Here is a 21,663-nt window from a genome sequence, read left to right as displayed (position 1 = left end):
GAAAAATAATTTCACCCGAACGCTATTTGAAATTTGTTTTTTGAAAATTAATTGACTTTATTTGCTAACGATTTGGGGGATTAGCTCATTTGGCTAGAGTACTTGCCTGGCAGGCAAGGGGTGACGAGTTCGAATCTCGTATTCTCCACTCACTAAAATTAAGGCTTTACAGCAATGTAGAGCCTTTTTTTATTTCACTAGGTTAAACATAGGTCAAACATTTGTACTTTCTTTGTGTTTATGAGTTATTAAAAAAAGTTTTATGAATTCACCAAATACATTACTTTCATTTTATTTTAATATGCTTTTTGTAAATAGTATACAATCAGTAAGAGAATCCTTTAATAGAAATTCAACTTTTCAAAAAAATGGGTATTCCTACATTCAAGAGTATAATTATTACATGAAGGAGGAAATGGTTGATGATAATGGTACAAATCCAATTTTTGTAATTGATATTATTAAGATAGAAGATTTTTTGGACAAACTAATGACTTTTGAAAATAAATCAATTTACAAAAATATAGAGTCAGAAATTTTAAAAAAACCAGGAGTTGTTAATAATGTTGCTTATTTAAAAGGTATTAATGATGACATTGAGCTTCTTTTAAAGAGAGTCATAAAGCTGGAAGATGCTGATATTAATCTAGTAGAAAAGAAATTGATTGAAATCATAATTCTTATAAAAGACAGATTTCCAACCTTAATAGAATATCATAATGTTTTTAAGTATTTAATAAAAGAAACTGACATTACATTTTTCAGAGATAAAGATTTAAAGTATTCATTTTATATTAGTCTATATGAAATGGCATATACATTAAATATAATTGATGATTCTGAAATCAAGGAGATTGATTTTATAAATGCTTTCACTTCATCAAACCCAGAACTATTAGAAAATAAGATTAGATTTTTTTGCAATAATTATGTTGCAGGATATTTTTTAGAATCTTTAAAACCATTTTTCTATGAATTTAATCATACTAAAGTTGAACTAAGCAAAGTTTTCTTAAACAAGCAAAACAAGCCTTTTAAAGGCAATGATATTTATGTCTCTTTGTCTAGGGGTAAAGATAAGATAGATATAGAAAAATCCAGAATAGACAAATACATTTCAAATCTAAAAAAGGAGTATTTGAAATAACCTTACACAATACCTTACACTTTGACTTAACCCTTTGTTACACTTTGAAAACAAAGGGTTTTTTGTTGCTTTTCTTTGTTCTATTATTAACAAGGATATGCGCATATCCATAACATTTAAGTTATGGACTTATTCCAAAAAATATTAGAAATAGAAGCATTGTTAAAAAAACAATATGCTCTAAGTAAAGAAATTTTAACTCTTGATGAGGGGGCAGAATACTTGAATTTATCAAAGTCTGCACTTTACAAGATGACTAGCAAAAAGGAAATCCCTTTTTATAATCCTGGTGGCAAGAAAATATATTTCAAAAAATCAGAACTTGAAAATTGGGTATTAAGCAGTAAATCAAATTCAATTGCTGAACTTGATAATGAAGTAGGCTCTTACTTAAGTCGAACTCAAAAATTAAAGTCATGATTGATTTTATAAGAGTTCACTATAGTGATAAGAGAAGGCTAGAGACATCTATTCTTAAGCCAGAATTATTCCCGAAAATTTATTCTGTATTGGAAATGAATTCAACAGAAATATTGTATCCATATAAAACAAATCTTGAAAACATGGAGATAGCTGTCAATGAAACAAGTGGTTATGTGAAGAACTCTATGCATAAGCTTAATAACTTATTATTAGAAGGAGATGGACACAACCACAATGATTTTAATTATTCTCAATTATGTTCAACAGTTGATTATTTAAAAGATAAGATAATTGACATTACTACAACAAAACTAACTCAATTAGAATTTGGTTTAAATATTAGAATACCAGTAGAAGCAAAAGACTTAATATCTAAAAGTATTCTAATGCACAAGCTTGAAAGGCATTCAGCTGTAAAAAAGTTTAAAGGCAATGGCTATTTACTGATGTTTGAACACTACAATTACATCATTAAGATTTATGATAAAGCTAAACAGTATGGTATTAAAGACAAGAACATTTTAAGGTTTGAAATTAAGTTTATAAGTCAGAAAGAGTTTAATAAGCTTGGTGTATTTAATATTAATGATTTAAAAAACAAGGAGAAATTGAATAAGCTATTTCATTATTCGTTAAATCGATTTGAGGAATTATTAATTGTTGATGACTTTTCATTTGAAGTAACAGGCTTAGAGGATTTTGAGAAATTAAATATGTATTCAAGTTTTTCATTTTGGGAGCAACTTACATCTCAAAATAAAAGACAGAAAAAGATGACTCACAAAAACAAATATTTATCACTATTGAAAAAGCATAATCTTTTAAAGGAAAAGAACTACTTGAGAAATCAATTGATAACACAATTCAATCACTTAATTACTAACTAAAAAAATGACAAATTCCATTCTTCCTATTGTTGGAATTTGTCAAACTAAATCAAAAATATCATGGCAAGCATTAAAATTATATTAAGAGATAAAATAACTAAAGAAGGATTGTTTCCTATAGTGTTAAGAATAATAAAAGATAGAAAGCCAAAAGTAATTTCATTAAATATGGAATGCTTAAGAAAAGACTGGGATGAAGCTACTGGTCAATTTAAAAAGAATCACACAAACTATTTGCAAAGAAATAGGGTACTCCTTAACATAAAAGTAAAAGCATTAAAAATAATTGATGATTTTAATCTTGAAGGAATTGACTTTACACTAACTCAATTTGAGGAAAAATTCAGAGGTAAATCTGGGAACAATGTAAGTGTTGTTGATTTTTGGAACAACAAGATTAATGATTTGACACAAGCAGGAAGGATAGGAAATGCAAAGGCGTATAATGAAACTAAAAAGTCATTTTTTAAGTTCTCACAAAATAAACAAATGCTTTTCAAAGACATTACACCTCCTTTACTTGACAAATATGAAACTTATTTAAGAGCCAATAAAAATGAAGATGGTGGCATTAGTGTTAAAATGAGACAATTAAGAGCTGTCTATAATGATGCTATTAGAAATGAATTAGTAGACAATAAGCACTACCCCTTTAAAGCCTATAAAATTTCAAAACTAAAAAAAAGCAATAATAAAAGAGCTTTAATGAGATCAGAAATTAAATTGATTGAAGAATTAAATGAAAATAAATATCCTCATTTGGTAGAAGCTAAAAAGCTATTTGTTTTTTCATATTACTCAAGAGGCATGAATTTTCATGACATTATGAAACTTAGGTGGTCTAATATTGAAGGTGATAAAATAGTATATATACGTTCTAAAACTAAAGGAAAATTTGCAGTTAAGATTTTAAAACCAGTAGAAGAAATCCTTAGTTATTATAAAAGTCTTCAAAAATCTACTGACTATATCTTTCCTATCCTACTAAAAGAAGGATTAACACCTACTCAAATTGATAATAGAAAAACTGCTAAACTAAAAAAATTCAACAAAGATTTAAAAGACATTGCACTAGCAGTTGGAATAAACAAACCTATAACAAGTTATGTAGCAAGGCATAGTTTTGCCACAAATTTAAAAGAGAAAGGAATTTCCACAGATATAATAAGTCAGTCAATGGGACATAGAGATGTTGGCATTACAACTGTGTATTTAAAAGATTTTGACAATGATATTATTGATGATGCAAATGAAAAATTGCTTCAAGAACCTTTAGAAAATTACAACCAATTAAGATTTGCTGTTTAGCAAGTCTTTTTTTATTAAACATTAATCTTATAAATTATGCAACTAAGACAATCAGAAAGAAGAAAAGCTAAAATAAAAATGGCTTTACAGTCTCCTTCAGGAGGTGGGAAAAGTATGAGTGCTTTATTACTTGCTCAAGGTCTAGCAAATGGAGACTTTAGTAAAGTAGCAGTCATAGACAGTGAAAATGGTAGTGCTGATTTATATGCCCATTTAGGGCAATATAATGTACTCTCACTCAAACCACCATTTACACCAGAAAATTATATTAAAGCTATTGAAGTATGTGAAAAAGCAGGAATGGAAGTTATTGTTATAGATTCAATTTCTCAGGCTTGGGAAGAATTGCTTAACTATCATAGTTCATTAGCAGGTAACTCATTTACCAATTGGGCAAAAGTAACACCAAGACAAAATGCTTTCATTGATAAAATTTTACAGGTAGATACTCACATTATAGCAACTATGAGAACAAAACAAGATTATGTTTTGAATCAAAAAGATGGAAAGTTTATTCCTGAAAAAGTTGGACTAAAGGCTATTCAAAGAAATGATTTAGATTATGAATTTACTTTAGTCTTTGAAATTGACATCAATCATTTTGCAGTATCAAGTAAGGACAGAACAGGCTTGTTTATGGGTAAACCTAAATTTGTAATAAATTCTCAGACTGGCAAAAAGATTTTGGAATGGTGCAATAGTGGAACTAATTTGCAAGATGCAAGAGAGAAAATCAGAACTACTAAAACTGTTGAAGAGTTGAAAGCTCTCTATAACCAATACAGTAATTGGAGGGAATTATTAGAGTATGATTTCAAACTTCAAAAAGATGTTATTAGCCCAAAAGAACTATTATTGAACCCTAAAACATTGAATATTAATGGAAGTACTACTTACCACAATTGAACTAAAATAAAACCAGGAGACAAATAGGTAATGCCAGTAAAGCAAAATAATATATTCAGGTTCCTGGTACCTCTCAATATGAAAATGTTACTACTTCAATTTAAACAAAATTGACAAGCAAAAGTACTAGTTGGTAATGGAGATTGCTATTGGGTTTGAGTTGAGAAGAACCCAACCTCTTAATTTAGGGGTTGGGTTTGTTATTGGAATATTTTTAAATAGTATTAAGATTGAAGTTCCTCAATGTTTTTACTTTGGTACAGCTCATAGTTATCTAATTTATGACTATTCAAAACACCATTAATTTTTTTTGTAATTGTCCTAAGGGTTACTTTTTCTCTATCTTCTTTATTAATTGATAAATTTGAAATATTAAATTGAAATTCAGAAATGTCCATATTCTTCTTGTCAGGAAATTCAAATTCAATAACACAGTTTCCATCACAACCTAATTTGCTCAATTTATATTTGAATTTTATTGATTTTAATTGTATGAAATTGTGATTTTCTTTTTGAGTTATAAATATATGTCCTTGCAATTTTTTTCCTTTTAGATTTAGAGTATTAACGTTTTCTAAAAAATCTTTCAATGACTCTGGTAATGCCTTGCTGTCCTCATAATCTGGAAGTATATCTATGTCAGTAATCTCCTCAAATTCTAGGACATTTTTAAAATCTTTTGCAAATGAATAGAAAAAACTGAACCTATTTTCATTAGTAAAATCATTAAATAAAATTCTGTCTATTTTTTTACCCTTTCTAGTGTAACCCTTATTATTTAATTGCTCTTCATAGTTGTCTAAAGCAAAATTAAGTACTTTTTCTGAATCTTTTGAGGTGTGGATTTTTGTTACAATTAATTTGTCTTTTTCTTTTTTAAAATTAAGAGAGGCATTATGGTAAGACTCTCTGCTTGACCATCCTTTAATATTAGAAGTTGACTTAAGTCTTATTTCATAATCAATTTCATCATTATTGATAACTAAGATTGGACTACCAATTACTTCATAAGTTGGTTTATAAGTAAGCTTATTACTCAAAATTTCATGAATATTTAAGTCTATACAAAAATCTGCTAATTCAATATTTTCATCTATTGGAATAACCACAGATGCAACTTTCTCCTTTTCTTCTTTTTCACTGTTTTTTTCAGATAAATAATTAAACTCTTGGGGAGAAAGTAATAGTGACATGTATATTGGAAAAGCTGAGTTTTTATCAGAATTCTGAGCTATAATACCTTTATCCCTTAGTAATCTATGTATGTGATTTGTTGTTAAAACAGAATCAGAGAGTAGATCCCTTAGTTCTGTACCATTTGGAAGTATATTATTCATTATTTCTAAAGTCAATTTTATGTTTCACAATTTTTATTTGGCTTCTAAAATTCTCGTCTATATTATTTAGAGCAAGTACTTTTTCTACAATTTGCTCATGTTCAAATTTATTATAATTTGGAAATGAAAAAATAGTGTTATCTGTTGTTTGAAGAGTGTTTAAGTTTTTTGCTAGATTTATCAAGCTAATAAAGCTTTCTTCTGTTAAATCATCTTTAATTAGCAGGTATAAATGTTTTTTGGATTTATCTTCAATTCTTAAAGGTATTATATTAGAATTTAAATATAATAATGGAAGTTTTTGTCCATAACCAAGGTTGTTACTTGAAATATTAAATCCTGTTTTAGGATATATAAAATCTACCTTCTCATAAGTTTGTTTTATAGTTAAAATATTTTCATACAGAAAACCAAAAATATCATTGTCAACTATCAAAATTTTATCATAAACTTCGTTATCAATACTTGTAGCTTTGGCAGTTATTCTTTTTCTAATGTTCCATTCATCATCATTATTCCTGTCTTTATTAGATAGCCAAAATAATATTCCAACATAATCAGAACTAGTCACACCTTCAGCAATATTAGATTGGTTTATTTCAGAATTTAATGTATGTTTTTTAAAACAGCTAATAGTGTAGACTAATTCCTTGAAATACTCTTGAAATTTTGCATCAAATGTTGTAAGGGTTGGATATTTATCAATTGTGTGTTTGATTGAAATAATACCAATTTCTAAATTATTGTCTTTTAAATTGTTTTTGCCATAAATTAAAGCATCAATACCATGAGTTAATCTACTACCTGAAGTAGCTATGGCATGTTTTTGTTTGTAGACACATTCTAATTTCTTACCAGTTTGAATATTAGAGTATCCAATAATTTCCCTTAAAAATTTTTCTACAATTTCTTCTCCGTGTTCTCCACTTCTTTTTGATGTTTCTCCTCCCATTATAAAATAGTTCTAATAAATTTATTTCTCTAGTGTGTTATTTGTTTTAATTATGAGCCTAAAGGTAATTTTTTTTTGTAAAAAAAAATTTATAAAATTTCAAGAGCTCAATCTACCCCTAATAAGTAGCACTGGCTCATTCAGATATCTAGCTATCCCGCCCCAATTTATATGTAATGGCTTTTTTGCTCCACGATTAATATAATGCTAAAGAAATATATTCAATCTAATTTTCATAGCTAATCTTTTTAATTGTTGATTGTAAAGTTGAGATAAGTTTTGGAATGGGTACAATTTGTGAAAATGGAAATCATTTTTGTTCCTGGTACAATTATTTATTAACTAACTCTATTGAAATATATAGCTTGAATTGCTCATTTTTAAAATACTTTACAAAGTCAACTACTCTAAAAACCCTCACTAATTTGGAGCAATGATAATCATTGTGCTAAAATGATATTCAAACAGTAAGTGCAAAATTCAAGGTGATAGTTGAAATTTTAAAGCATAGTAATAATATCTATTTAGAAAACTCAATTCAAAAACTCAAAAATGGTAACAATTATTAATTTTAAAGAAAGACAAACAGAAGAAGGGAAAGTTTTTTTTGTTTTAGAAGCTCAAGGTGGTATTGAAATGATTCAAAGCAAAGTTACTGGCAATTTTTATGCTACAGCAAAGAAAGCTTTTATTCCAGCAACCTTTGATGAGGTGACTTGTAAAGCCCTTATAGGAACTCAAATGCAAGGGCAAATCATAAAAGAAGAATGTGATCCTTATGAGTATATAAATAAAGAATCAGGTGAGGTTATTATGATGTCACACAGATATGTGTATACACAAGAAATACTAGAGGTAAAAAGACCACAAGAACCCAGTTATGAGGATTTCAAACCTAATCAGAATGTTTTTTCAAAGAATGGAAAACTTGAACTAGAACATGCTTAATGAAATATAGAAATAATCTGCTTTGTGTTGAATTGATTTTCAACATAGAGCAGGTTTTCTTTTCCAAAAACTAATTTTATGGAAGTAGCAGAAATAAATGTTAGTTATTCAACTAATCAGACAGAAAAAATAAAACTAACCAATTGCAGGCAAACCTTTGAATTTATTTTATCTCAATGGAATACAGATATTATAGAATTTCAAGAAGAATGTAAAGTTATTTTACTTAATAGAGCAAATTTTGTTCTGGGTATTTATGAACTCTCAAAAGGAGGGACTTCAGGAACTATTGTTGATATTAGAATTGTTTTAGGTATTGCTCTAAAGTGTAATGCTTCAGGTATTATCCTAGCACATAACCATCCAAGTGGAAATCTTATGCCAAGTGAGGCAGATAAAAAAATTACCAGGAGATTAAAGGATGCTTGTGACTTATTAGATATCCCTTTAATAGATCACTTTATTATTAGTAGAATTAGCTTTTTTAGTTTTGTTCAAGATGGTTTTATGTAAAAAGAAAAGTTGCATTTTTTCATAATGCTATATTGCAATAAAGGAAAAAGTGTAACTTTTTTATTTTAAAGAATACTTTTCAATTCCTGGTGTTTTAGAAATTTGAGCATGTATAGGTATTTAAAATATTAATTTTTTTTATTAAACCTTTAAACTTAAATAAACTAAAGATTAATATTAATAGCTTTTTATTTTTCTGAAGTTAAATTAAAATTGAGTAATTCTGATGCTTTTACATCTAGTTTTTCAGAAATCACATAGAGTAAGTAGCTTGAAGGGTTTGTATTACCTGTTTCAATTCTGCTCATATTAGTCCTCTCAATATTGCACAAGATTCCTAATTCAGTCTGAGAAATATTTCTATCTTCTCTCAACTGTCTTATTCTTTGACCTAATGCTATTTGAAAATCCTTTTTATTCAACCTTTAATTATTATAAAATCAAAAGTTGTGATATTTGATAAATTTATTGTTATCAAATATGATACTGTGTATATTTGTAACTAACTAAAACCTTTTTAGAATGAAATATGTAACTACACTTGCAATGTTATTAATAAGTATTACTGTTTACTGTCAAAAGTATGATGTATCAAAAACAGAAGTTTTAATTGATATTCAAAATAATACTTGGAGTCAGACAACTGAAAATGCATTTATTGATTCTGTTACTCTCATTCCTGATGGCAGTCTTGAAATAGATCTTCCTAACAAAGAAACTGTTTTAATATATAAATTAGAGATTGCAAAAAGCACAGATAAAAATGGTAATGAGGTTAAGACCTTTGCTCCACCATTAACAAGAGGTACAAATTCTGAAATTGAAATTACTTTCATTAGAGGCAAGCCAGCCTTTGCATATGGACATTCAAGAGGTTGGAATAGAAGTAAACCTAGTGAGTTAGTAATTTTTAGATTATGGTTCTAATAATCTACTCTTCATATCAATTTCCACATTATCCTATTTTGGCTCCTGGTACTGTAGATATTTTTAAGATTTCAAAAAAGAGGATTCCATATATTATCAACATATAACAAAATCAATTTATATAAATAGAATTCAAAACGTAACAATGATGAAAAAAATGAAAAAAGCAGGGCTAGTTGTATTTAGCTGTATTCTACTAACTAGTTGTGCAGTAGGAAGGAAAGTGAAATATAATGACCTTAAATTAGATTTATTTGATATTAAAACCAAGAATATAGACTTAGCTCTTTTAGATCATAGAGAAGCTGTGATTGATGGATCAAGAAAACCAGATTTTGTTGGATACATGAGAAGTAATGTTGGGATAGCTTACCCAATAGGAACAGAAAGTAAAAACAGTTTAATACTAGACTTAACAAACAATATAGTTAACTCATTAGACAGATATGATATAAAAGTAAATAGCCTGTCAACCAAATGGCAAGAAGATGAAAAAACAATAAAATCACAATTACTAAGCTTACAAGGAGATAAAAAGGTTTTACTAGTATTTGATCAACTAAATACTGATGGCTACATGATTCAATTTTTATACTATAAAATAAACTTATATATTTATGATAAGGATGGTACTTTATTAAAATACAAATCAATTGATGGTAAAGAAAAGTTAGGTGGCAATGTTGCATTTGGTGCAGGCTCATATAAGACTTATATGCCAGAAGCTATGAAAAAATTATTTGAGGGCATGTTTAAAGATAAAGAAATTGCAGAATTGTTTATGAAATAAAACTTTCAATCAATGCAATTATTCAAGCTAAACATAGGTTAAACATAGGTCAAACATTATTAAAATAAAGAGAAAACAAAAGCAAATAGATGAAAAACAGAAAATGTCAAACAACTGGTTTTACTATAAAAAACAATCATCTCTAAACAAAAGATAAATTTTTATTCATGCCTGGCAGGCAAGGGGTGACCGGTTCGAATCCGGTATTCTCCACAAAACAAAACCCTTGTAAATTTAGTTTTACAAGGGTTTTGTGTTTTTCTTCAACAAAGTTTTCTGACTATCTTTCATTTGCAGAATCTTCAGCATCAACCCTGTCTTTTTCAGCCTTTTTAAAATCATTATTCAGCAAGTCTGTTAGTTTCTTTTTTTCTTTTTGGTTTTTTCTAATCGTTAACACAACCAAAATAACGACTAACAATGCTACAACTCCTATTACAATCCAGTTAATTTCCATAGTTCTAATTTTAAATAAAAATAAAGTTTTAAACTATTCAACACATTACCAAAATGTTAAGCATCGTATTTTAAGAATTCAGAGCCAGCCAGATTAACACTTTACATTCCTTCGTAAACTCCTATTCTGGCTTATTTTAATACAATTATAGCTTTTACAAGACCTTTAAAAACTGTAGTAATTCTATTTTTATGCGCGAAGATTTTAAATTCAAATATTTTTCACATGAATAAAAACATTTCAGTACTATTTTTTGTTGCTTTTTCATTTTTACTAAGAATCTCATTATATGGACAAATCAATTTAAAAACCGAACAATTAAATAATTGGGAACTTGGATATACTGTTTTAGCAAATTAATATAAGATTTTAGCCCCTTTTCTAATAATAAAAACTTCAACATTCATTTTTCAATATGACATTATACCTACATCATATATGATTTTAACTAATAAACTCAAAAAGAGATTTTATGTTTACAATAGGTACACTAGACTTTTTAGATGCTCAGGCTTTACACGATTATCTGATACAGGGATATGATTTTCAGGGCGAATGGTCTTTACATGAAAATTTATTACATCCTATACAATGCCTGATAAATGAAGGTGCGGGCAATTTGGCTTATGCCCTGTTTGGCAGTAGTAATTTTGAATTGGATTTATCTAAATACAACACTTTTACAGATACAATTTACTCAGCCTTTGATTACAATACTCCGGCAAACGAAAAAAACATAGCCTTTTTTAGGTATCTGGTTTCAAACACAAAAAACATAAACAAGGAAATAAAAGGCAAAACCTTACTGTCTCACGGGTTTAGTAGCGGGTTAGCACCAGAATTTATATCGCTGCTTATACATGCAGGATGCAATATTAACTACAAAGACAACACAAACTCAGGTTATCTTCATCAAATTATTGATAGTTATTGGCATGTTATAATTGAAGAAACCAAACTAGTATGGTTTGTTTTGTTGATTGAAGCCGGTATTAATATCAATCAAAAAAATAACGACGGCGAAACAACTTTAATTTATGCCATAAAAAAAAGGAACTACCAGTATATAAAAACATTGATGGATTATGGTGCAGATCCCAATGAAACTGATAATTACAAATGTTCTGCATTTTATTATGTCATATCTTATGGTGATCGCAACGAAGCATTTGACTTAATGAAAAAATATGCAGTGCCGGATTTTGAAATGGTTAACCATTATGGCGAGACCTCTTTTATTGCTTTTATGAAACGTTTCAAGGGCAACAATTCAGACTTGCAACTACTTTCTAAACTGATAGAAATGGGTGCGAGCTTTTCGCAAACCGCCACAGGACATTATGGAGAAATTATATCAGCTATCTCTTTATTAGCAAATAAATCCCTGGAAGTTTTGAAATTCGTTTTAGACAAAGGTTTTATAGATGCACATACAAAAGATAATAATGGCGACACTTTGTTACATAAAGTTTGTACATCATATACGGCTGGCGATCGCGAAACAGCAAAAAATGTATATCGCAAAGCCAAACTACTTATAGATGCCGGCGCTGACCCAAATGCATTAAACAACAAAAATCAAACTCCTACAACGCTTGCCTTGTTAGATCATGCCAAACGCAAAACTGTTGAACTTCTGCTTGCTATGTCTTAATACACTAAAACAAAATATTAAACCTTAATCAAAAAAACATGACAGATTTACTTCAGGGAAAAGGACAAAAAGCTCTCTATCTCTACAAAATACTTCCTTTTATAATAATCAGTACAGGAATATTTTTCATTAACACACAGGAAATAAGGCTTGTATTCATTGGATTTTTTATAATTGCCTGTATTGCTTTTCTATTTATTTATCCCGTAAAAGCCTATGTCGACGGAAATAAACTTTTTTATAAAAGAACTTTTGGCAGTGAAAAATCTATTGATTTATCGACTATAAAGTACCTAATCCCCGAATATCGAAAAAACTGGGGATGGACTTACATAATTGCTGTAAAATATGAAAGTAATAAGAAACTTAAAAGACTGGACATTTTAGGTTTGTCTGAAAAAAATCGTGGATTTATACGTAATGTCAATAATCTTCCGCCATTTTATATCATTGAAGAATTAAAGAAAGCCATAAAACAACAATCAGCATGAAACTAACAATTTGCTTATCTAAAACGATAGTCATCTTTTATTCAATATTAGCAATACCTATTACAATTGGTTCATTCTACAATCTCGTTTATGGACTGGTATTAAATCAAAACTCCATAATTTATATTGGTGCTTTTAGCTTATTTGGATTTATACTATTGCCTCTTTTAATAATATCAAGTTATCGAAATAATAAATGCGTTATCGAAACAGATAAAATAATTATTGGTAAATCTGAATATTTATCTTCAGCATACAATTTTGTCATACAGGAAAAACATCTTCCGTTTAAAGAACGACCAATATTTTTTTTATTAAGAAAAACATATTACGATTTTGTAATTAAAGAAAAAGCAACAGGCAAAGTGATATCAATAACAGAATTAAATGTTTTTCAGCGTGATGTAAAAAAGATTAAATCTGCTTTACTTTAAAATTTGTTATCCATTGTTCAAATAAAAACATTGTCTTAGTATGTTTGCTTATGCACACCTAACAAATGAACCTTAGCATGTGGTATTACTAATTTATTGTATTATCTGCCTAACAGCTGGAAAAATAAAAAACTGTAAATTTAACCAAAAAATGAAACACGAAATAGTACTGCAAATTCAAAGATTGGGAGGCAATATAGATAATGTAAAAAGAAATTCTTTACAGGAAGATCTCGAATCAATTGAATTTAAACATCCGTTATACCCAAATGATTTCGACGATGAATTGTATGGAATTGATGAATTTTATTCAAAGAACCGTCAGTTATATTTAGATGACAAACAAGAATTTTACAACAACTTACTGAACCACTTTTTTTCTGACCATGAAATTCCATACGGACAGGCTTTTTATAGAAATTTTCTGTTTACCCCTTTTAAAGAAGGTTCAGATGACTTTGATGAACTCGACGGACTTGTAGAGGAAAGTGAAATTAGAGAAGTTGTAACTGGTCAGGACTTAGATTTTATCTGTATTTGTTATTCGTATGGATTTCCGGATCACTATTTTGTTTGTCTGACAGATCCAAATCCCGAAAATCCAACTGTTTATTCAACAGATCACGAAGTGTTTTTTAGTGAAATTGAAAACGAAGGAACGTTAGAGGACTTTTTTAAACGCTTTTTAACGAAAGATGAATTTTTAAAAATAGTTGAGAATTATATTGAAAATGAAAAAACGGATAAATAGGTTTATTATAAAAAATGAAGCAGACTTTTAAAAACAAAGCAATCCAACTTTTAAAAAAATCTTTCTTATTAGGGTTATTAATTTTTGCAGTTACTATTTTCGAGATTTACTGGTCAATGGGAACTCTTTCTGAAAAAATGTCCAGCGGCTGTCTTGATTGCCTGTTTTTCGAAGATGCTTTTTTTATCTCATTATTGACAACCATTTTTTTAACAATTGTATTTATCCTGGTTTCCTTCATTAAAAACATATACATAAAAGTTGTTCTTGAACTCATATTCTTAATTTCTGTTTGGTTTTTCTGGAATTATAACATCTTTGTCGACAGAGAATCTTCCTGGAGCACCTATGCTTTTGATGAAGAACTTTATTACACCTTTTCTTTTTCTATTTTCCCCATTTTGGTTTTATCTGTTAGCACTGTATTTTTTACAAACTATATTTCAAAAAAGTACAAGCATAAATACTCTGTTCTTGAATAGGCTTTTGCATTAAAACCTATTTTGATACAATTATAGCTTTTACAAGCTATTTTCATGTTTAACTTTTTATAATTTTATGTGTTTCGAAATTTTTTAATCTAAATTGAAGTTTAGATTTTTATTAGACAAAAGGAAGACTACTAAAAAACATATTGCCATGTATACAATTACAAAAGAAAATTTAAAAGTAAATCCTAACATAGAAAATGCTTATCAAACAATTGTGACAATTAATGAACAAAAGATAAAAATTTCCCTTGACCCTGACGATGTAGAAATTGAAAAAACTATTGAATTGGCAAATAAAATAATGGGGAATTTTGACTTTTATGAAAAAAAAGCAAGACAAAAAATTATAGAAGAATATTTAAACAGCTATAATGAAGATTGGAGAGAGGAAGAAGAAGGAGAAGTCGAACTAAACGAAAAGTCATTCAGTAAAAATTTGACTTTAAAAAGTGTTTCATTCTTGTCAGATTCCTGCATTGACTTTTTTTATTCTGAAAACGGAATGTTCGGTAATCACTCCTTAATTGCACAATCGTTTGATGGAGAAAATTTTGACGATGCAACCATGTTTGGGTGATCAATCAAAGTTTTAAGAGCAAACATATTATCGATTCTTTAACAAATTTTGCAAGTCATTTTTAAGTCATTATCTTCATCGTTTTCAAACACATAAATAAAAAAATCTTCATGGTATCCCTTTAATAAAAATATTCAAAATACAAAATCGTTGAACTTTAAATGAAAAACAATGAATATAGAAGAACTTCGGGAATATTGCCTTTCGATAAAAGATGCAACAGAGTATATGCCTTTTAAGGATGAATATCTTATTTTTAGAATATATGATAAATGGTTTGCAGTAATTCCTTTAAACGATCCTGAACTTAAAATCACTGTAAAATGTGACCCCGAAAAAGCTGTCGACTTACGCGACACCTATAACTGCGTAAAAGCAGCATGGCATTTTAATAAAAAATTCTGGAATACTATTGAGCCTAATCGTGATATGAACGATGAAACGTTAAAGCATTGGATCAAACATTCTGTAGAAGAAGTGGTCAAAAAGCTTCCTAAAAAAATACAATTGGAGTATTGGGGAACGGAGTAATACTGATCTAATTTTCAATTGTTTTTTAATTTATCCTATCTACTGACTTCACAAAAGGCGTTTACAGAAAGAGTTACGACATTCGAAAACATTATTTTCAAAGTATATAATCAAACATAAAAAGACAATTCACCATGTTTTTATACCAATCATGAACAAAATAGAATACCTGTCAAATAACATTGATACTTTTTTTAAAGAAAATCCGGCACAGTTTGGCTGGGTATTTATTGTGTTGGGCATAGTATTTTTTATTGGAGCCATTAAACGCTGGAGCTGGGTTTATGAGGACAAGCCGGGTACTATCTGGGGCACACAATGGGTTATAGAGACATTTGGTTTTAAAATTGCCCGAATTCTTAAAATACTATTTAGCCTGATTTGTACAGGACTCGGTATTATTTGGCTTTTAGTATATTAGCAGTTATTAAATCACTGGAATTTGAACTTTAAAATATGACAAGACCAAATCAATATATAACTTTAGGGATTGTTTTCTTTATAATTAGCTGGCTTTTTGTCGGGCTTTTCCGTGATGATGAATTTTATGAACCTTTTCTTTTTATAAAATACCGTCCATCCTTCAAAGTAATTTTTTACTCTCCTATAGGCATGCAGGATTTGTCATTACATGAACTATCTCCTGATAAAAGAGAAGAAGAATTAGCATTTCAGGATTTTGTAGTAAATCATAAAATCCAAAACAATGGCGATGCAAAGCTTTGGTATTTGCCTTTTATACTCATACAACTCACAGTAACCTTTTTTTGTCTGGGAATTTTAAAAACGAAGTACAATATAGTTTATAAAAAATGGCTGTATTTTATGCATCCTGTCATAGGTGTTGTATTCACTTTTTTGGGCATTATTATGCTTTTGTGTATCGACAGTTGGTTTCCACTCATTTTTGGAAGTCTTGCCATAATACTTTTTAATTATGCTTTACTTATGCTGTTTACAAGACGCCAAAGAAAAATAAATATAAACCTGACCCCATGAAAATAAAAATATATGTCTGTTGTACAGCCCTTTTACTCCTGCTTGCCTGCAACAACAAAAATGCTGTTAAAAAAGCTCCTCCGGCTTTAACTAAAAATACCATTGTTAACACAGACACCATAGAGAATGAAGAAGCTCCGCGAAAAGAAAGTATTAACCTGTTTACACTTGAGCCAAGAGACAGCAACGCTGTAGCCTTTACCTCTCTTTCGGACATTTATTCTTTAAGTACCCAAAATGATACATTGGTTTTGCCCGACATAAAAAAAATGGGAATAAAGAAATCCGAATATTTCACATTAGAAAAAAAATACCGAAAAAGATTTTTATCGAAAACCAATATTGCCGAAACTGACTCCGTATTTGTGTACGATTACTCAAAAAACAAACTGGCTTCGTTTGTTGTAAAAAATCTAAATGTCAGTGCCATGATAAACGCTTACATGTCAGAGCAGGATTGGCCTTATGATTATTACAACTATATGATTGGTTTCGAAATTAACAAAAGTGATTTAAAAGGCTTTAGTGACTATTACAATAATATCCTGGTATATGTTGGTAAAGAAAATCCCTTTGCACAAAAACAGTTAAAGCCAATAGTATGGAAAAAAATTGATACAAAAGCCTATCCCAAAAAAGCCATCAGTAAAGAAATAACTGCTTATTTAAAGAATACAAAGGCAGGCAATGCCTATCGCTATGAAACAGACAGCCTGCAATATTTTCTACAGGATTATTTTGCGGCCCAAAAAAACATCTATGGCAGACGTTTGCTTGTTGTTGACTCAAAAACAAATGATATTATTCTTGAAAAAATGATAACCGAAAGCGAAAGTTCTTCACCTTCACTTTTAAACTATGAAAATCCAAGTGAACCCATTAATCAGTGGACAGGTAAACTCTTTAAAAATAAACCGCCTGTTGTTTTTGGTTTCGAATATGTTTCTTTTGGCTGTCCGTCAATTTCTGTTATTGACAAATCAAATGAAGAAATTTTTCTTCAATGTGATAACAGGCATTAAAAAGGTTACAACATTATTAATAAAAAGAAAAAAAAGCATAGCACAAATAATTTCTATTCAAAAAACAACATCACTAAATTTTAAATCATGTCTGAATTAAGCACCTTATTCTGTAAAGTAAAAATCACGAAACCTCAACTGGAAAAGTTTCTAAGCAGTGCGCCGGAAGAACCCGAATTAAATAATAATTGGCTCGAATGGTGGGATAGCCGCCAGATGCATTCTAAAATGGATCTGACCAAAGAACATTTATGCACTTATAATGATACTAACAACCAGGCTATTCTTGATGGCTGGCTTGAGTATGAGCAGGCTTTTGGTTTTTCTGATTATGATGAAACTACTGAAGAATGGAAATGGGGAATGCTGTTTTTTAGTGAAAACTATCTTGAAATGCTGCCTATGTTTGCCTTTATCATTGGCATGGAAAAATATATAAGCGAAAGCAACGAAAACATAGCAATCGTTTACCCTTTTTTCTGGGGAGACAACGAAGTTCAGGCTTATATTCATTTTGAAAAAAACAAAGCTTTTTTAAGCAGTAACGTACAGACAACAGCCGATATAAATCCGGATTTATTAAATACTATAACAGAATATCTCAATAAAAAATGGCAGGATTTATCTAAAAATTTAGAGAACGATTAGTCTCATTCTGCATTTTATAGCTTGTAATAGTAAAAAGTCCTTTTATCAAAATCCGAAAAAAGAATAGCCATTTGTCTTTTAAAAAACTTATTTTGATACAAAAATGGCTTTTACAAGCTATTCCCTTCTCACAGGTTTTATATTTTTATTCTATTGATTATTTGAGCATTATCAACTTATAGTTGTTTGTTTAGATCATAAAAACCGGAAAATATCAATTGCAGATGATAAGCAACTTATGTCATTACTATTAACCATTTTATTTACCTGATAAAATCAACAATATGCGTTACTTAAAATTTATTTTTATGGGATGTTTTCTATTCCTAACAGTCAAAAGCACTTCTCAGACCAAAGTTGTTGAGCAGGTATTAGATCGGCTAAAAGCGCAACAAACATGCTGGAACAACGGCGATCTTGATGGTTATCTGAACTTTTATGCTCCTACAGATTCTGTTCGCATGATTTATAGTGGCGGTGTAGTACAAGGACGTGACAATATCGCTTCTTTTTTCAAAAAATACTGGCCTAAAGAAAGAATGGGAGTCTTAACCATGACTGACTTTGTTGTTGAACCGCTCTCCAAAAAAAGTGTTTTTGTGAGTGCTAAATTTAGTGTCGCTTCGCCTAATGGTAAAAATAGTGCAGGGTACTTTTCCGGAATAATGCAAAAAATAAATGGTTTATGGTATTTGTATATTGATCATTCGGGATAACAGATAGTTAAACTTAAATCAAAACAACATGACAAACAATACAAAAAAAGGAATGACAATTTACTTTATAAAAGTCTGGCTGCTGATTGTCACGTTCAATCTTTTGATTTCAGGTAGCTTATTATATCGTTTATTTGAGATACAAGATGACACTAAAGGATTGTTTATGTTTTTAATAACCAGCTTGGCTTTTTTCTTCTTCTTAAAATCTGTTTTGTTCCTGTCACTCTCATCCGTTACTATTTTTATAAATCTTTATGAGCCTGTCAGAAAGAATCATTTCTATTCATTAGCAACTTATTGTCTGATTCCTTTTGTAATATTCTTTTGCTTTATGGTAAGTGACTTATCGATAGATGAATTTGATTTTGATATGCTGAAATCAGGTTGGAAAATTTCAGCAATACTGACTTTACCGCATTTAATAATAAGTCTTATTGTTTATTTACATTTTAGAAAAAGATGGATCGTAAAACAATAACTCAACTGTTATGAAGAAATTTTTGCGAGAATTAAAAATAGGGTTAATCATAAGTATTGGAATTTTTGTGCCCTACTTAAGCATTGTTTATCTCTTTGTTCAATGGAACATCAGTCAGACCAATAATTTAACTGAAAGTAATTTTTCAGTGAAAGAAGTTGTTGTAACTGCTATTGGAGAAATAGAAGAGAAAAATGCTCACGTCGGCCGGAGAAGCCCAAGCCTTATTTTATGACAGTAAAACCAATAATACCATTATTGAAGAAAATTATATAAACGGTTGAGGACAAAAAGGCCTTAAAGCTTATCCGTTAGAAAACTGCATTGTTAAATATTATGGCAACGGAAAACTGTTTACACTTCAACGAAAAGATTATGTTGGAGACCCTGCGTTAGCAGGCGAGTTTGAAAATTAAAAAACGAAAACAAAACAAATGAAAACTTTTTGCCCTTTTTTTCATCGCCCGAAAAGGAAAGACAACTTTAGAAGTAATCAGGTAACATGAAATTATACTATAAAAAACGTATGCTTAAAGCAAAACTATTACTGATCCTGCTTACAAGTCTGTTGCTAACCCAATGCCATAGCCAGGACAAAAAAACGACACCAGAATTGAAAGCGTATACATACAAGAACGATAAAAGAACAGTTTATGGATTAGATGTTACTATTCCCGGGCCTTATGAAGCCTATATGAATGATGTTTTAATAGAAAGAGAAAACGAGACGGGAATGCATAATACCCTTATTAGCATCAATCAGGCCATATTAAAAAGCGGCACTTACAGTTTCAGGATAATAGTTTATCCCGAACCGGAGGACGCAGCAAAAGGCGGCATTGATCCAAAGACATTGTTCTTTTTAAAAGTAGGACTTTCTAAGTACGACAAAATACCTGTGGGGGAAGGCGCTATGCCCGACACGTATGAATACATAAAAAGTTACCCTATTGAAAAAATAGATAAACGTGTTCCCTATTACGAAGTAAAAGGTGAGTTCACTGTAGAACTGCCTTATGAAATGGAGGGCTGGAGCAAGGGACAGGACTTACGAAAAATGGATAAACAAATATTGCAGCAGAAAGTAGTGGCTTATTATCAGAAACTATGGGATATTTTAAATGATGGCGATGGAGAGAAATGGGGAGCATTAACGCAGCAAAGACGACAGGAGACAATCATATTCAATTATTCAGATGAAAAATATGTTAACAATATTTTTAGCGAAGAAGCAGCCTCTATTAAAGAGCGAAAAAACAGGATGGCTCCGCTCGAAGACTACACAATGAAAATATATGGAAATGGCAAACTGGTAACATTAGAAAGAATACACCACACAAAAGAAATGAACGGAAAAACAATAGATGCTTACGGGGAAAGTCCATTGATAAGAAATGGCAAAACAAAAGGGGTAGCATTTTATTCAGTTAAATTGTATTTGCCTAAAGAAAGTGATGAGTTGGTGATAATCCGTAAATAAACATGGAACAATTGAGATACTCCCACTTTTCTTCCTCTACAACGTCTGGCGGAGTTTGTGTAATAAGACAGTTTCCCCGCTACCCCCGCTACCGCAAGAATCCTTTCGTGTGGCGGTATAGAAAGTAAAGTCCTTTTATGTAATTATAGAAGTTAAGATAATAAAAATGAGCAGAAATTATAAATAACAAAGTGCGTAACAGATGAAAGGATTTCGGTAGTGGAGCAATTTTAAACAAGACGAACTTGACAAATAAACACAATATTCATAGTATGGCAGATAAAATACATTTTGAAGAAATAACACCACTAAAGATAATTGATTTTTCTACCCATTTATTGGAGTATAACTTAAAAAATAAAAAGCCCATAGAACTGGTAAAGACTGAATACATAACGGGACAAACTATTGTATTAAAAGGAAATAAAACAGACTACGATAACTTAATAGAATTTTGGTTATATACTCAAACTTGGTATGGCAGTGAGGGAATGGATAATTTTTATGCAACCTTAATTGTAGATGAGCTTTGGAATTATACACAATGGCAATTATACAGTAACCGAGTAGGAATTTGCAAGGTTGCCGATTCATCAGAAAAAAAGAGGTTTGACATCTATTTATCGGAATGCCTTAAAACCAAAATTGAACAAGAATATTTAATAATGAATCCCAATTGGGACGAAGAAAAAGTACTATTCATTGATGATGACGCCTATTACCTCTATTATTTTTGGTCAGGAGAATAAGTTCAAATAAGAAAAAATATACCAAACATTATCAACCGTTTACA

General features: G+C 29.7%; 30 protein-coding genes and 1 tRNA gene. 27 read left to right on the top strand and 4 right to left on the bottom strand.

Translation table 11 applies throughout. The annotated features are described in order from the left end of the window. Positions 1 to 74 precede the first annotated feature (74 nt). From A4F88_RS08660 to A4F88_RS08635, 6 genes are all read left to right on the top strand, one after another. A tRNA-Ala gene (locus A4F88_RS08660) sits at positions 75 to 148 on the top strand. 114 nt (positions 149 to 262) lie between these two features. Next, positions 263 to 1,147: a hypothetical protein gene (locus tag A4F88_RS08655; protein WP_068842162.1), complete on the top strand. Its 885-nt coding sequence runs from the start codon at positions 263 to 265 to the stop codon at positions 1,145 to 1,147. 123 nt (positions 1,148 to 1,270) lie between these two features. Next, positions 1,271 to 1,567: a helix-turn-helix domain-containing protein gene (locus A4F88_RS08650; protein WP_068842161.1), complete on the top strand. Its 297-nt coding sequence runs from the start codon at positions 1,271 to 1,273 to the stop codon at positions 1,565 to 1,567. Beyond that, the gene (locus tag A4F88_RS08645) at positions 1,564 to 2,457 is read left to right on the top strand and encodes a hypothetical protein (RefSeq protein WP_068842160.1); all 894 of its coding nucleotides are present in this window, start codon (positions 1,564 to 1,566) and stop codon (positions 2,455 to 2,457) included. Before A4F88_RS08650 ends, A4F88_RS08645 begins: the two co-directional genes overlap by 4 nt. A 60-nt stretch (positions 2,458 to 2,517) precedes the next feature. Beyond that, a complete protein-coding gene (locus A4F88_RS08640; RefSeq protein ID WP_068842159.1) occupies positions 2,518 to 3,765 on the top strand; it encodes a site-specific integrase in 1,248 nt (415 codons plus the stop codon). Positions 3,766 to 3,801: 36 nt separating this feature from the next. Continuing rightward, on the top strand, positions 3,802 to 4,671 hold the full coding sequence (locus A4F88_RS08635; RefSeq protein WP_068842158.1) for an AAA family ATPase: 870 nt from the start codon (positions 3,802 to 3,804) through the stop codon (positions 4,669 to 4,671). A gap of 224 nt (positions 4,672 to 4,895) precedes the next feature. Here A4F88_RS08635 and gapS4b read toward each other — a convergent pair whose 3' ends face one another. After that, positions 4,896 to 6,008: a GapS4b family protein gene (gene gapS4b, locus A4F88_RS08630; protein ID WP_068842157.1), complete on the bottom strand. Its 1,113-nt coding sequence runs from the start codon at positions 6,006 to 6,008 to the stop codon at positions 4,896 to 4,898. Beyond that, positions 6,001 to 6,960 carry a GapS4a family protein gene (gene gapS4a / locus A4F88_RS08625; RefSeq protein ID WP_068842156.1) on the bottom strand — a complete coding sequence of 320 codons (960 nt, stop codon included), beginning with the start codon at positions 6,958 to 6,960 and terminating at the stop codon, positions 6,001 to 6,003. Before gapS4a ends, gapS4b begins: the two co-directional genes overlap by 8 nt. Before the next feature lie 552 nt (positions 6,961 to 7,512). Here gapS4a and A4F88_RS08620 point away from each other — a divergent pair. Together A4F88_RS08620 and A4F88_RS08615 are read left to right on the top strand one after the other, a co-directional pair. After that, positions 7,513 to 7,908 (top strand): hypothetical protein, encoded by a 396-nt coding sequence (locus A4F88_RS08620; protein WP_068842155.1) that lies wholly within the window; start codon positions 7,513 to 7,515, stop codon positions 7,906 to 7,908. 78 nt (positions 7,909 to 7,986) lie between these two features. Continuing rightward, positions 7,987 to 8,421, top strand: coding sequence for a JAB domain-containing protein (locus A4F88_RS08615; protein ID WP_068842154.1), 435 nt, complete (start codon positions 7,987 to 7,989; stop codon positions 8,419 to 8,421). Between the two features lie 188 nt (positions 8,422 to 8,609). Here A4F88_RS08615 and A4F88_RS08610 read toward each other — a convergent pair whose 3' ends face one another. Then, positions 8,610 to 8,843 (bottom strand): helix-turn-helix domain-containing protein, encoded by a 234-nt coding sequence (locus A4F88_RS08610; protein ID WP_068842153.1) that lies wholly within the window; start codon positions 8,841 to 8,843, stop codon positions 8,610 to 8,612. A 100-nt stretch (positions 8,844 to 8,943) separates the two neighbouring features. On the opposite strand from A4F88_RS08610, the gene A4F88_RS08605 reads away from it, so the two are divergent. Then, positions 8,944 to 9,348: a hypothetical protein gene (locus tag A4F88_RS08605; protein ID WP_068842152.1), complete on the top strand. Its 405-nt coding sequence runs from the start codon at positions 8,944 to 8,946 to the stop codon at positions 9,346 to 9,348. A 145-nt stretch (positions 9,349 to 9,493) separates the two neighbouring features. Then, positions 9,494 to 10,138, top strand: a complete 645-nt coding sequence (locus A4F88_RS08600) for a hypothetical protein (protein WP_068842151.1) — start codon at positions 9,494 to 9,496, stop codon at positions 10,136 to 10,138. Positions 10,139 to 10,418: 280 nt separating this feature from the next. Here A4F88_RS08600 and A4F88_RS25615 read toward each other — a convergent pair whose 3' ends face one another. Continuing rightward, positions 10,419 to 10,595 carry a hypothetical protein gene (locus A4F88_RS25615; protein ID WP_167349258.1) on the bottom strand — a complete coding sequence of 59 codons (177 nt, stop codon included), beginning with the start codon at positions 10,593 to 10,595 and terminating at the stop codon, positions 10,419 to 10,421. A gap of 225 nt (positions 10,596 to 10,820) precedes the next feature. On the opposite strand from A4F88_RS25615, the gene A4F88_RS25840 reads away from it, so the two are divergent. The 17 genes from A4F88_RS25840 (at position 10,821) to A4F88_RS08525 (ending at position 21,619) form a co-directional block, all read left to right on the top strand. Beyond that, complete coding sequence (locus A4F88_RS25840) at positions 10,821 to 10,955, top strand: hypothetical protein (RefSeq protein WP_262494449.1); 135 nt, start codon at positions 10,821 to 10,823, stop codon at positions 10,953 to 10,955. 112 nt (positions 10,956 to 11,067) lie between these two features. Then, positions 11,068 to 12,249, top strand: a complete 1,182-nt coding sequence (locus A4F88_RS08595) for an ankyrin repeat domain-containing protein (protein ID WP_068842150.1) — start codon at positions 11,068 to 11,070, stop codon at positions 12,247 to 12,249. A gap of 38 nt (positions 12,250 to 12,287) precedes the next feature. Further along, a complete protein-coding gene (locus A4F88_RS08590; RefSeq protein ID WP_068842149.1) occupies positions 12,288 to 12,740 on the top strand; it encodes a hypothetical protein in 453 nt (150 codons plus the stop codon). Beyond that, positions 12,737 to 13,174, top strand: a complete 438-nt coding sequence (locus tag A4F88_RS08585; protein ID WP_068842148.1) for a hypothetical protein — start codon at positions 12,737 to 12,739, stop codon at positions 13,172 to 13,174. Before A4F88_RS08590 ends, A4F88_RS08585 begins: the two co-directional genes overlap by 4 nt. A 151-nt stretch (positions 13,175 to 13,325) precedes the next feature. Beyond that, positions 13,326 to 13,925, top strand: a complete 600-nt coding sequence (locus A4F88_RS08580; RefSeq protein ID WP_068842342.1) for a hypothetical protein — start codon at positions 13,326 to 13,328, stop codon at positions 13,923 to 13,925. Between the two features lie 14 nt (positions 13,926 to 13,939). Beyond that, a complete protein-coding gene (locus A4F88_RS08575) occupies positions 13,940 to 14,407 on the top strand; it encodes a hypothetical protein (protein ID WP_068842147.1) in 468 nt (155 codons plus the stop codon). Positions 14,408 to 14,564: 157 nt separating this feature from the next. Beyond that, positions 14,565 to 14,993 carry a DUF2262 domain-containing protein gene (locus A4F88_RS08570; protein WP_068842146.1) on the top strand — a complete coding sequence of 143 codons (429 nt, stop codon included), beginning with the start codon at positions 14,565 to 14,567 and terminating at the stop codon, positions 14,991 to 14,993. Positions 14,994 to 15,164: 171 nt separating this feature from the next. Next, positions 15,165 to 15,524 carry an MmcQ/YjbR family DNA-binding protein gene (locus A4F88_RS08565; RefSeq protein ID WP_068842145.1) on the top strand — a complete coding sequence of 120 codons (360 nt, stop codon included), beginning with the start codon at positions 15,165 to 15,167 and terminating at the stop codon, positions 15,522 to 15,524. Between the two features lie 151 nt (positions 15,525 to 15,675). Then, complete coding sequence (locus tag A4F88_RS08560) at positions 15,676 to 15,945, top strand: Imm17 family immunity protein (RefSeq protein WP_068842144.1); 270 nt, start codon at positions 15,676 to 15,678, stop codon at positions 15,943 to 15,945. Between the two features lie 35 nt (positions 15,946 to 15,980). Next, on the top strand, positions 15,981 to 16,523 hold the full coding sequence (locus A4F88_RS08555) for a hypothetical protein (RefSeq protein WP_068842143.1): 543 nt from the start codon (positions 15,981 to 15,983) through the stop codon (positions 16,521 to 16,523). Beyond that, a complete protein-coding gene (locus A4F88_RS08550) occupies positions 16,520 to 17,545 on the top strand; it encodes an oxidoreductase (RefSeq protein ID WP_068842142.1) in 1,026 nt (341 codons plus the stop codon). The genes A4F88_RS08555 and A4F88_RS08550 overlap by 4 nt, the downstream gene beginning before the upstream one ends. Positions 17,546 to 17,632: 87 nt before the next feature. Further along, positions 17,633 to 18,193 (top strand): hypothetical protein, encoded by a 561-nt coding sequence (locus tag A4F88_RS08545; protein ID WP_068842141.1) that lies wholly within the window; start codon positions 17,633 to 17,635, stop codon positions 18,191 to 18,193. 308 nt (positions 18,194 to 18,501) lie between these two features. Continuing rightward, positions 18,502 to 18,909, top strand: coding sequence for a YybH family protein (locus A4F88_RS08540; protein ID WP_162268789.1), 408 nt, complete (start codon positions 18,502 to 18,504; stop codon positions 18,907 to 18,909). A 28-nt stretch (positions 18,910 to 18,937) separates the two neighbouring features. Further along, a complete protein-coding gene (locus A4F88_RS25390) occupies positions 18,938 to 19,390 on the top strand; it encodes a hypothetical protein (RefSeq protein ID WP_143155016.1) in 453 nt (150 codons plus the stop codon). 10 nt (positions 19,391 to 19,400) lie between these two features. Beyond that, positions 19,401 to 19,625 (top strand): hypothetical protein, encoded by a 225-nt coding sequence (locus A4F88_RS25565; protein WP_068842139.1) that lies wholly within the window; start codon positions 19,401 to 19,403, stop codon positions 19,623 to 19,625. Between the two features lie 291 nt (positions 19,626 to 19,916). Further along, positions 19,917 to 20,870, top strand: coding sequence for a hypothetical protein (locus A4F88_RS08530; RefSeq protein WP_162268788.1), 954 nt, complete (start codon positions 19,917 to 19,919; stop codon positions 20,868 to 20,870). A 272-nt stretch (positions 20,871 to 21,142) separates the two neighbouring features. Continuing rightward, positions 21,143 to 21,619 (top strand): hypothetical protein, encoded by a 477-nt coding sequence (locus A4F88_RS08525; RefSeq protein ID WP_068842138.1) that lies wholly within the window; start codon positions 21,143 to 21,145, stop codon positions 21,617 to 21,619. Positions 21,620 to 21,663: the final 44 nt, after the last annotated feature.

This window comes from Flavobacterium chilense (genome assembly GCF_001602525.1).
GTDB classification, from domain to species: domain Bacteria; phylum Bacteroidota; class Bacteroidia; order Flavobacteriales; family Flavobacteriaceae; genus Flavobacterium; species Flavobacterium chilense.
Note: the sequence above shows the minus strand (reverse complement) of the source record. Positions and strands in the feature narration are given on the sequence as shown.

Coding starts and splice junctions, on each gene's coding strand:
- A4F88_RS08555 (WP_068842143.1), top strand. CDS start 15,981: ATGACAAGACCAAATCAATATATAACTTTAGGGATTGTTTTCTTTATA.
- A4F88_RS08590 (WP_068842149.1), top strand. CDS start 12,288: ATGACAGATTTACTTCAGGGAAAAGGACAAAAAGCTCTCTATCTCTAC.
- A4F88_RS08565 (WP_068842145.1), top strand. CDS start 15,165: ATGAATATAGAAGAACTTCGGGAATATTGCCTTTCGATAAAAGATGCA.
- A4F88_RS08595 (WP_068842150.1), top strand. CDS start 11,068: ATGTTTACAATAGGTACACTAGACTTTTTAGATGCTCAGGCTTTACAC.
- A4F88_RS08560 (WP_068842144.1), top strand. CDS start 15,676: ATGAACAAAATAGAATACCTGTCAAATAACATTGATACTTTTTTTAAA.
- A4F88_RS08525 (WP_068842138.1), top strand. CDS start 21,143: ATGGCAGATAAAATACATTTTGAAGAAATAACACCACTAAAGATAATT.
- A4F88_RS08615 (WP_068842154.1), top strand. CDS start 7,987: ATGGAAGTAGCAGAAATAAATGTTAGTTATTCAACTAATCAGACAGAA.
- A4F88_RS25390 (WP_143155016.1), top strand. CDS start 18,938: ATGACAAACAATACAAAAAAAGGAATGACAATTTACTTTATAAAAGTC.
- A4F88_RS08635 (WP_068842158.1), top strand. CDS start 3,802: ATGCAACTAAGACAATCAGAAAGAAGAAAAGCTAAAATAAAAATGGCT.
- A4F88_RS08640 (WP_068842159.1), top strand. CDS start 2,518: ATGGCAAGCATTAAAATTATATTAAGAGATAAAATAACTAAAGAAGGA.
- A4F88_RS08585 (WP_068842148.1), top strand. CDS start 12,737: ATGAAACTAACAATTTGCTTATCTAAAACGATAGTCATCTTTTATTCA.
- gapS4b (WP_068842157.1), bottom strand. CDS start 6,008: ATGAATAATATACTTCCAAATGGTACAGAACTAAGGGATCTACTCTCT.
- A4F88_RS25615 (WP_167349258.1), bottom strand. CDS start 10,595: ATGGAAATTAACTGGATTGTAATAGGAGTTGTAGCATTGTTAGTCGTT.
- A4F88_RS08605 (WP_068842152.1), top strand. CDS start 8,944: ATGAAATATGTAACTACACTTGCAATGTTATTAATAAGTATTACTGTT.
- A4F88_RS08530 (WP_162268788.1), top strand. CDS start 19,917: ATGCTTAAAGCAAAACTATTACTGATCCTGCTTACAAGTCTGTTGCTA.
- A4F88_RS08540 (WP_162268789.1), top strand. CDS start 18,502: ATGGGATGTTTTCTATTCCTAACAGTCAAAAGCACTTCTCAGACCAAA.
- A4F88_RS08655 (WP_068842162.1), top strand. CDS start 263: ATGAATTCACCAAATACATTACTTTCATTTTATTTTAATATGCTTTTT.
- A4F88_RS08580 (WP_068842342.1), top strand. CDS start 13,326: ATGAAACACGAAATAGTACTGCAAATTCAAAGATTGGGAGGCAATATA.
- A4F88_RS08570 (WP_068842146.1), top strand. CDS start 14,565: ATGTATACAATTACAAAAGAAAATTTAAAAGTAAATCCTAACATAGAA.
- A4F88_RS25840 (WP_262494449.1), top strand. CDS start 10,821: ATGAATAAAAACATTTCAGTACTATTTTTTGTTGCTTTTTCATTTTTA.
- A4F88_RS08620 (WP_068842155.1), top strand. CDS start 7,513: ATGGTAACAATTATTAATTTTAAAGAAAGACAAACAGAAGAAGGGAAA.
- A4F88_RS08645 (WP_068842160.1), top strand. CDS start 1,564: ATGATTGATTTTATAAGAGTTCACTATAGTGATAAGAGAAGGCTAGAG.
- gapS4a (WP_068842156.1), bottom strand. CDS start 6,960: ATGGGAGGAGAAACATCAAAAAGAAGTGGAGAACACGGAGAAGAAATT.
- A4F88_RS08550 (WP_068842142.1), top strand. CDS start 16,520: ATGAAAATAAAAATATATGTCTGTTGTACAGCCCTTTTACTCCTGCTT.
- A4F88_RS08575 (WP_068842147.1), top strand. CDS start 13,940: ATGAAGCAGACTTTTAAAAACAAAGCAATCCAACTTTTAAAAAAATCT.
- A4F88_RS25565 (WP_068842139.1), top strand. CDS start 19,401: ATGAAGAAATTTTTGCGAGAATTAAAAATAGGGTTAATCATAAGTATT.
- A4F88_RS08600 (WP_068842151.1), top strand. CDS start 9,494: ATGATGAAAAAAATGAAAAAAGCAGGGCTAGTTGTATTTAGCTGTATT.
- A4F88_RS08545 (WP_068842141.1), top strand. CDS start 17,633: ATGTCTGAATTAAGCACCTTATTCTGTAAAGTAAAAATCACGAAACCT.
- A4F88_RS08650 (WP_068842161.1), top strand. CDS start 1,271: ATGGACTTATTCCAAAAAATATTAGAAATAGAAGCATTGTTAAAAAAA.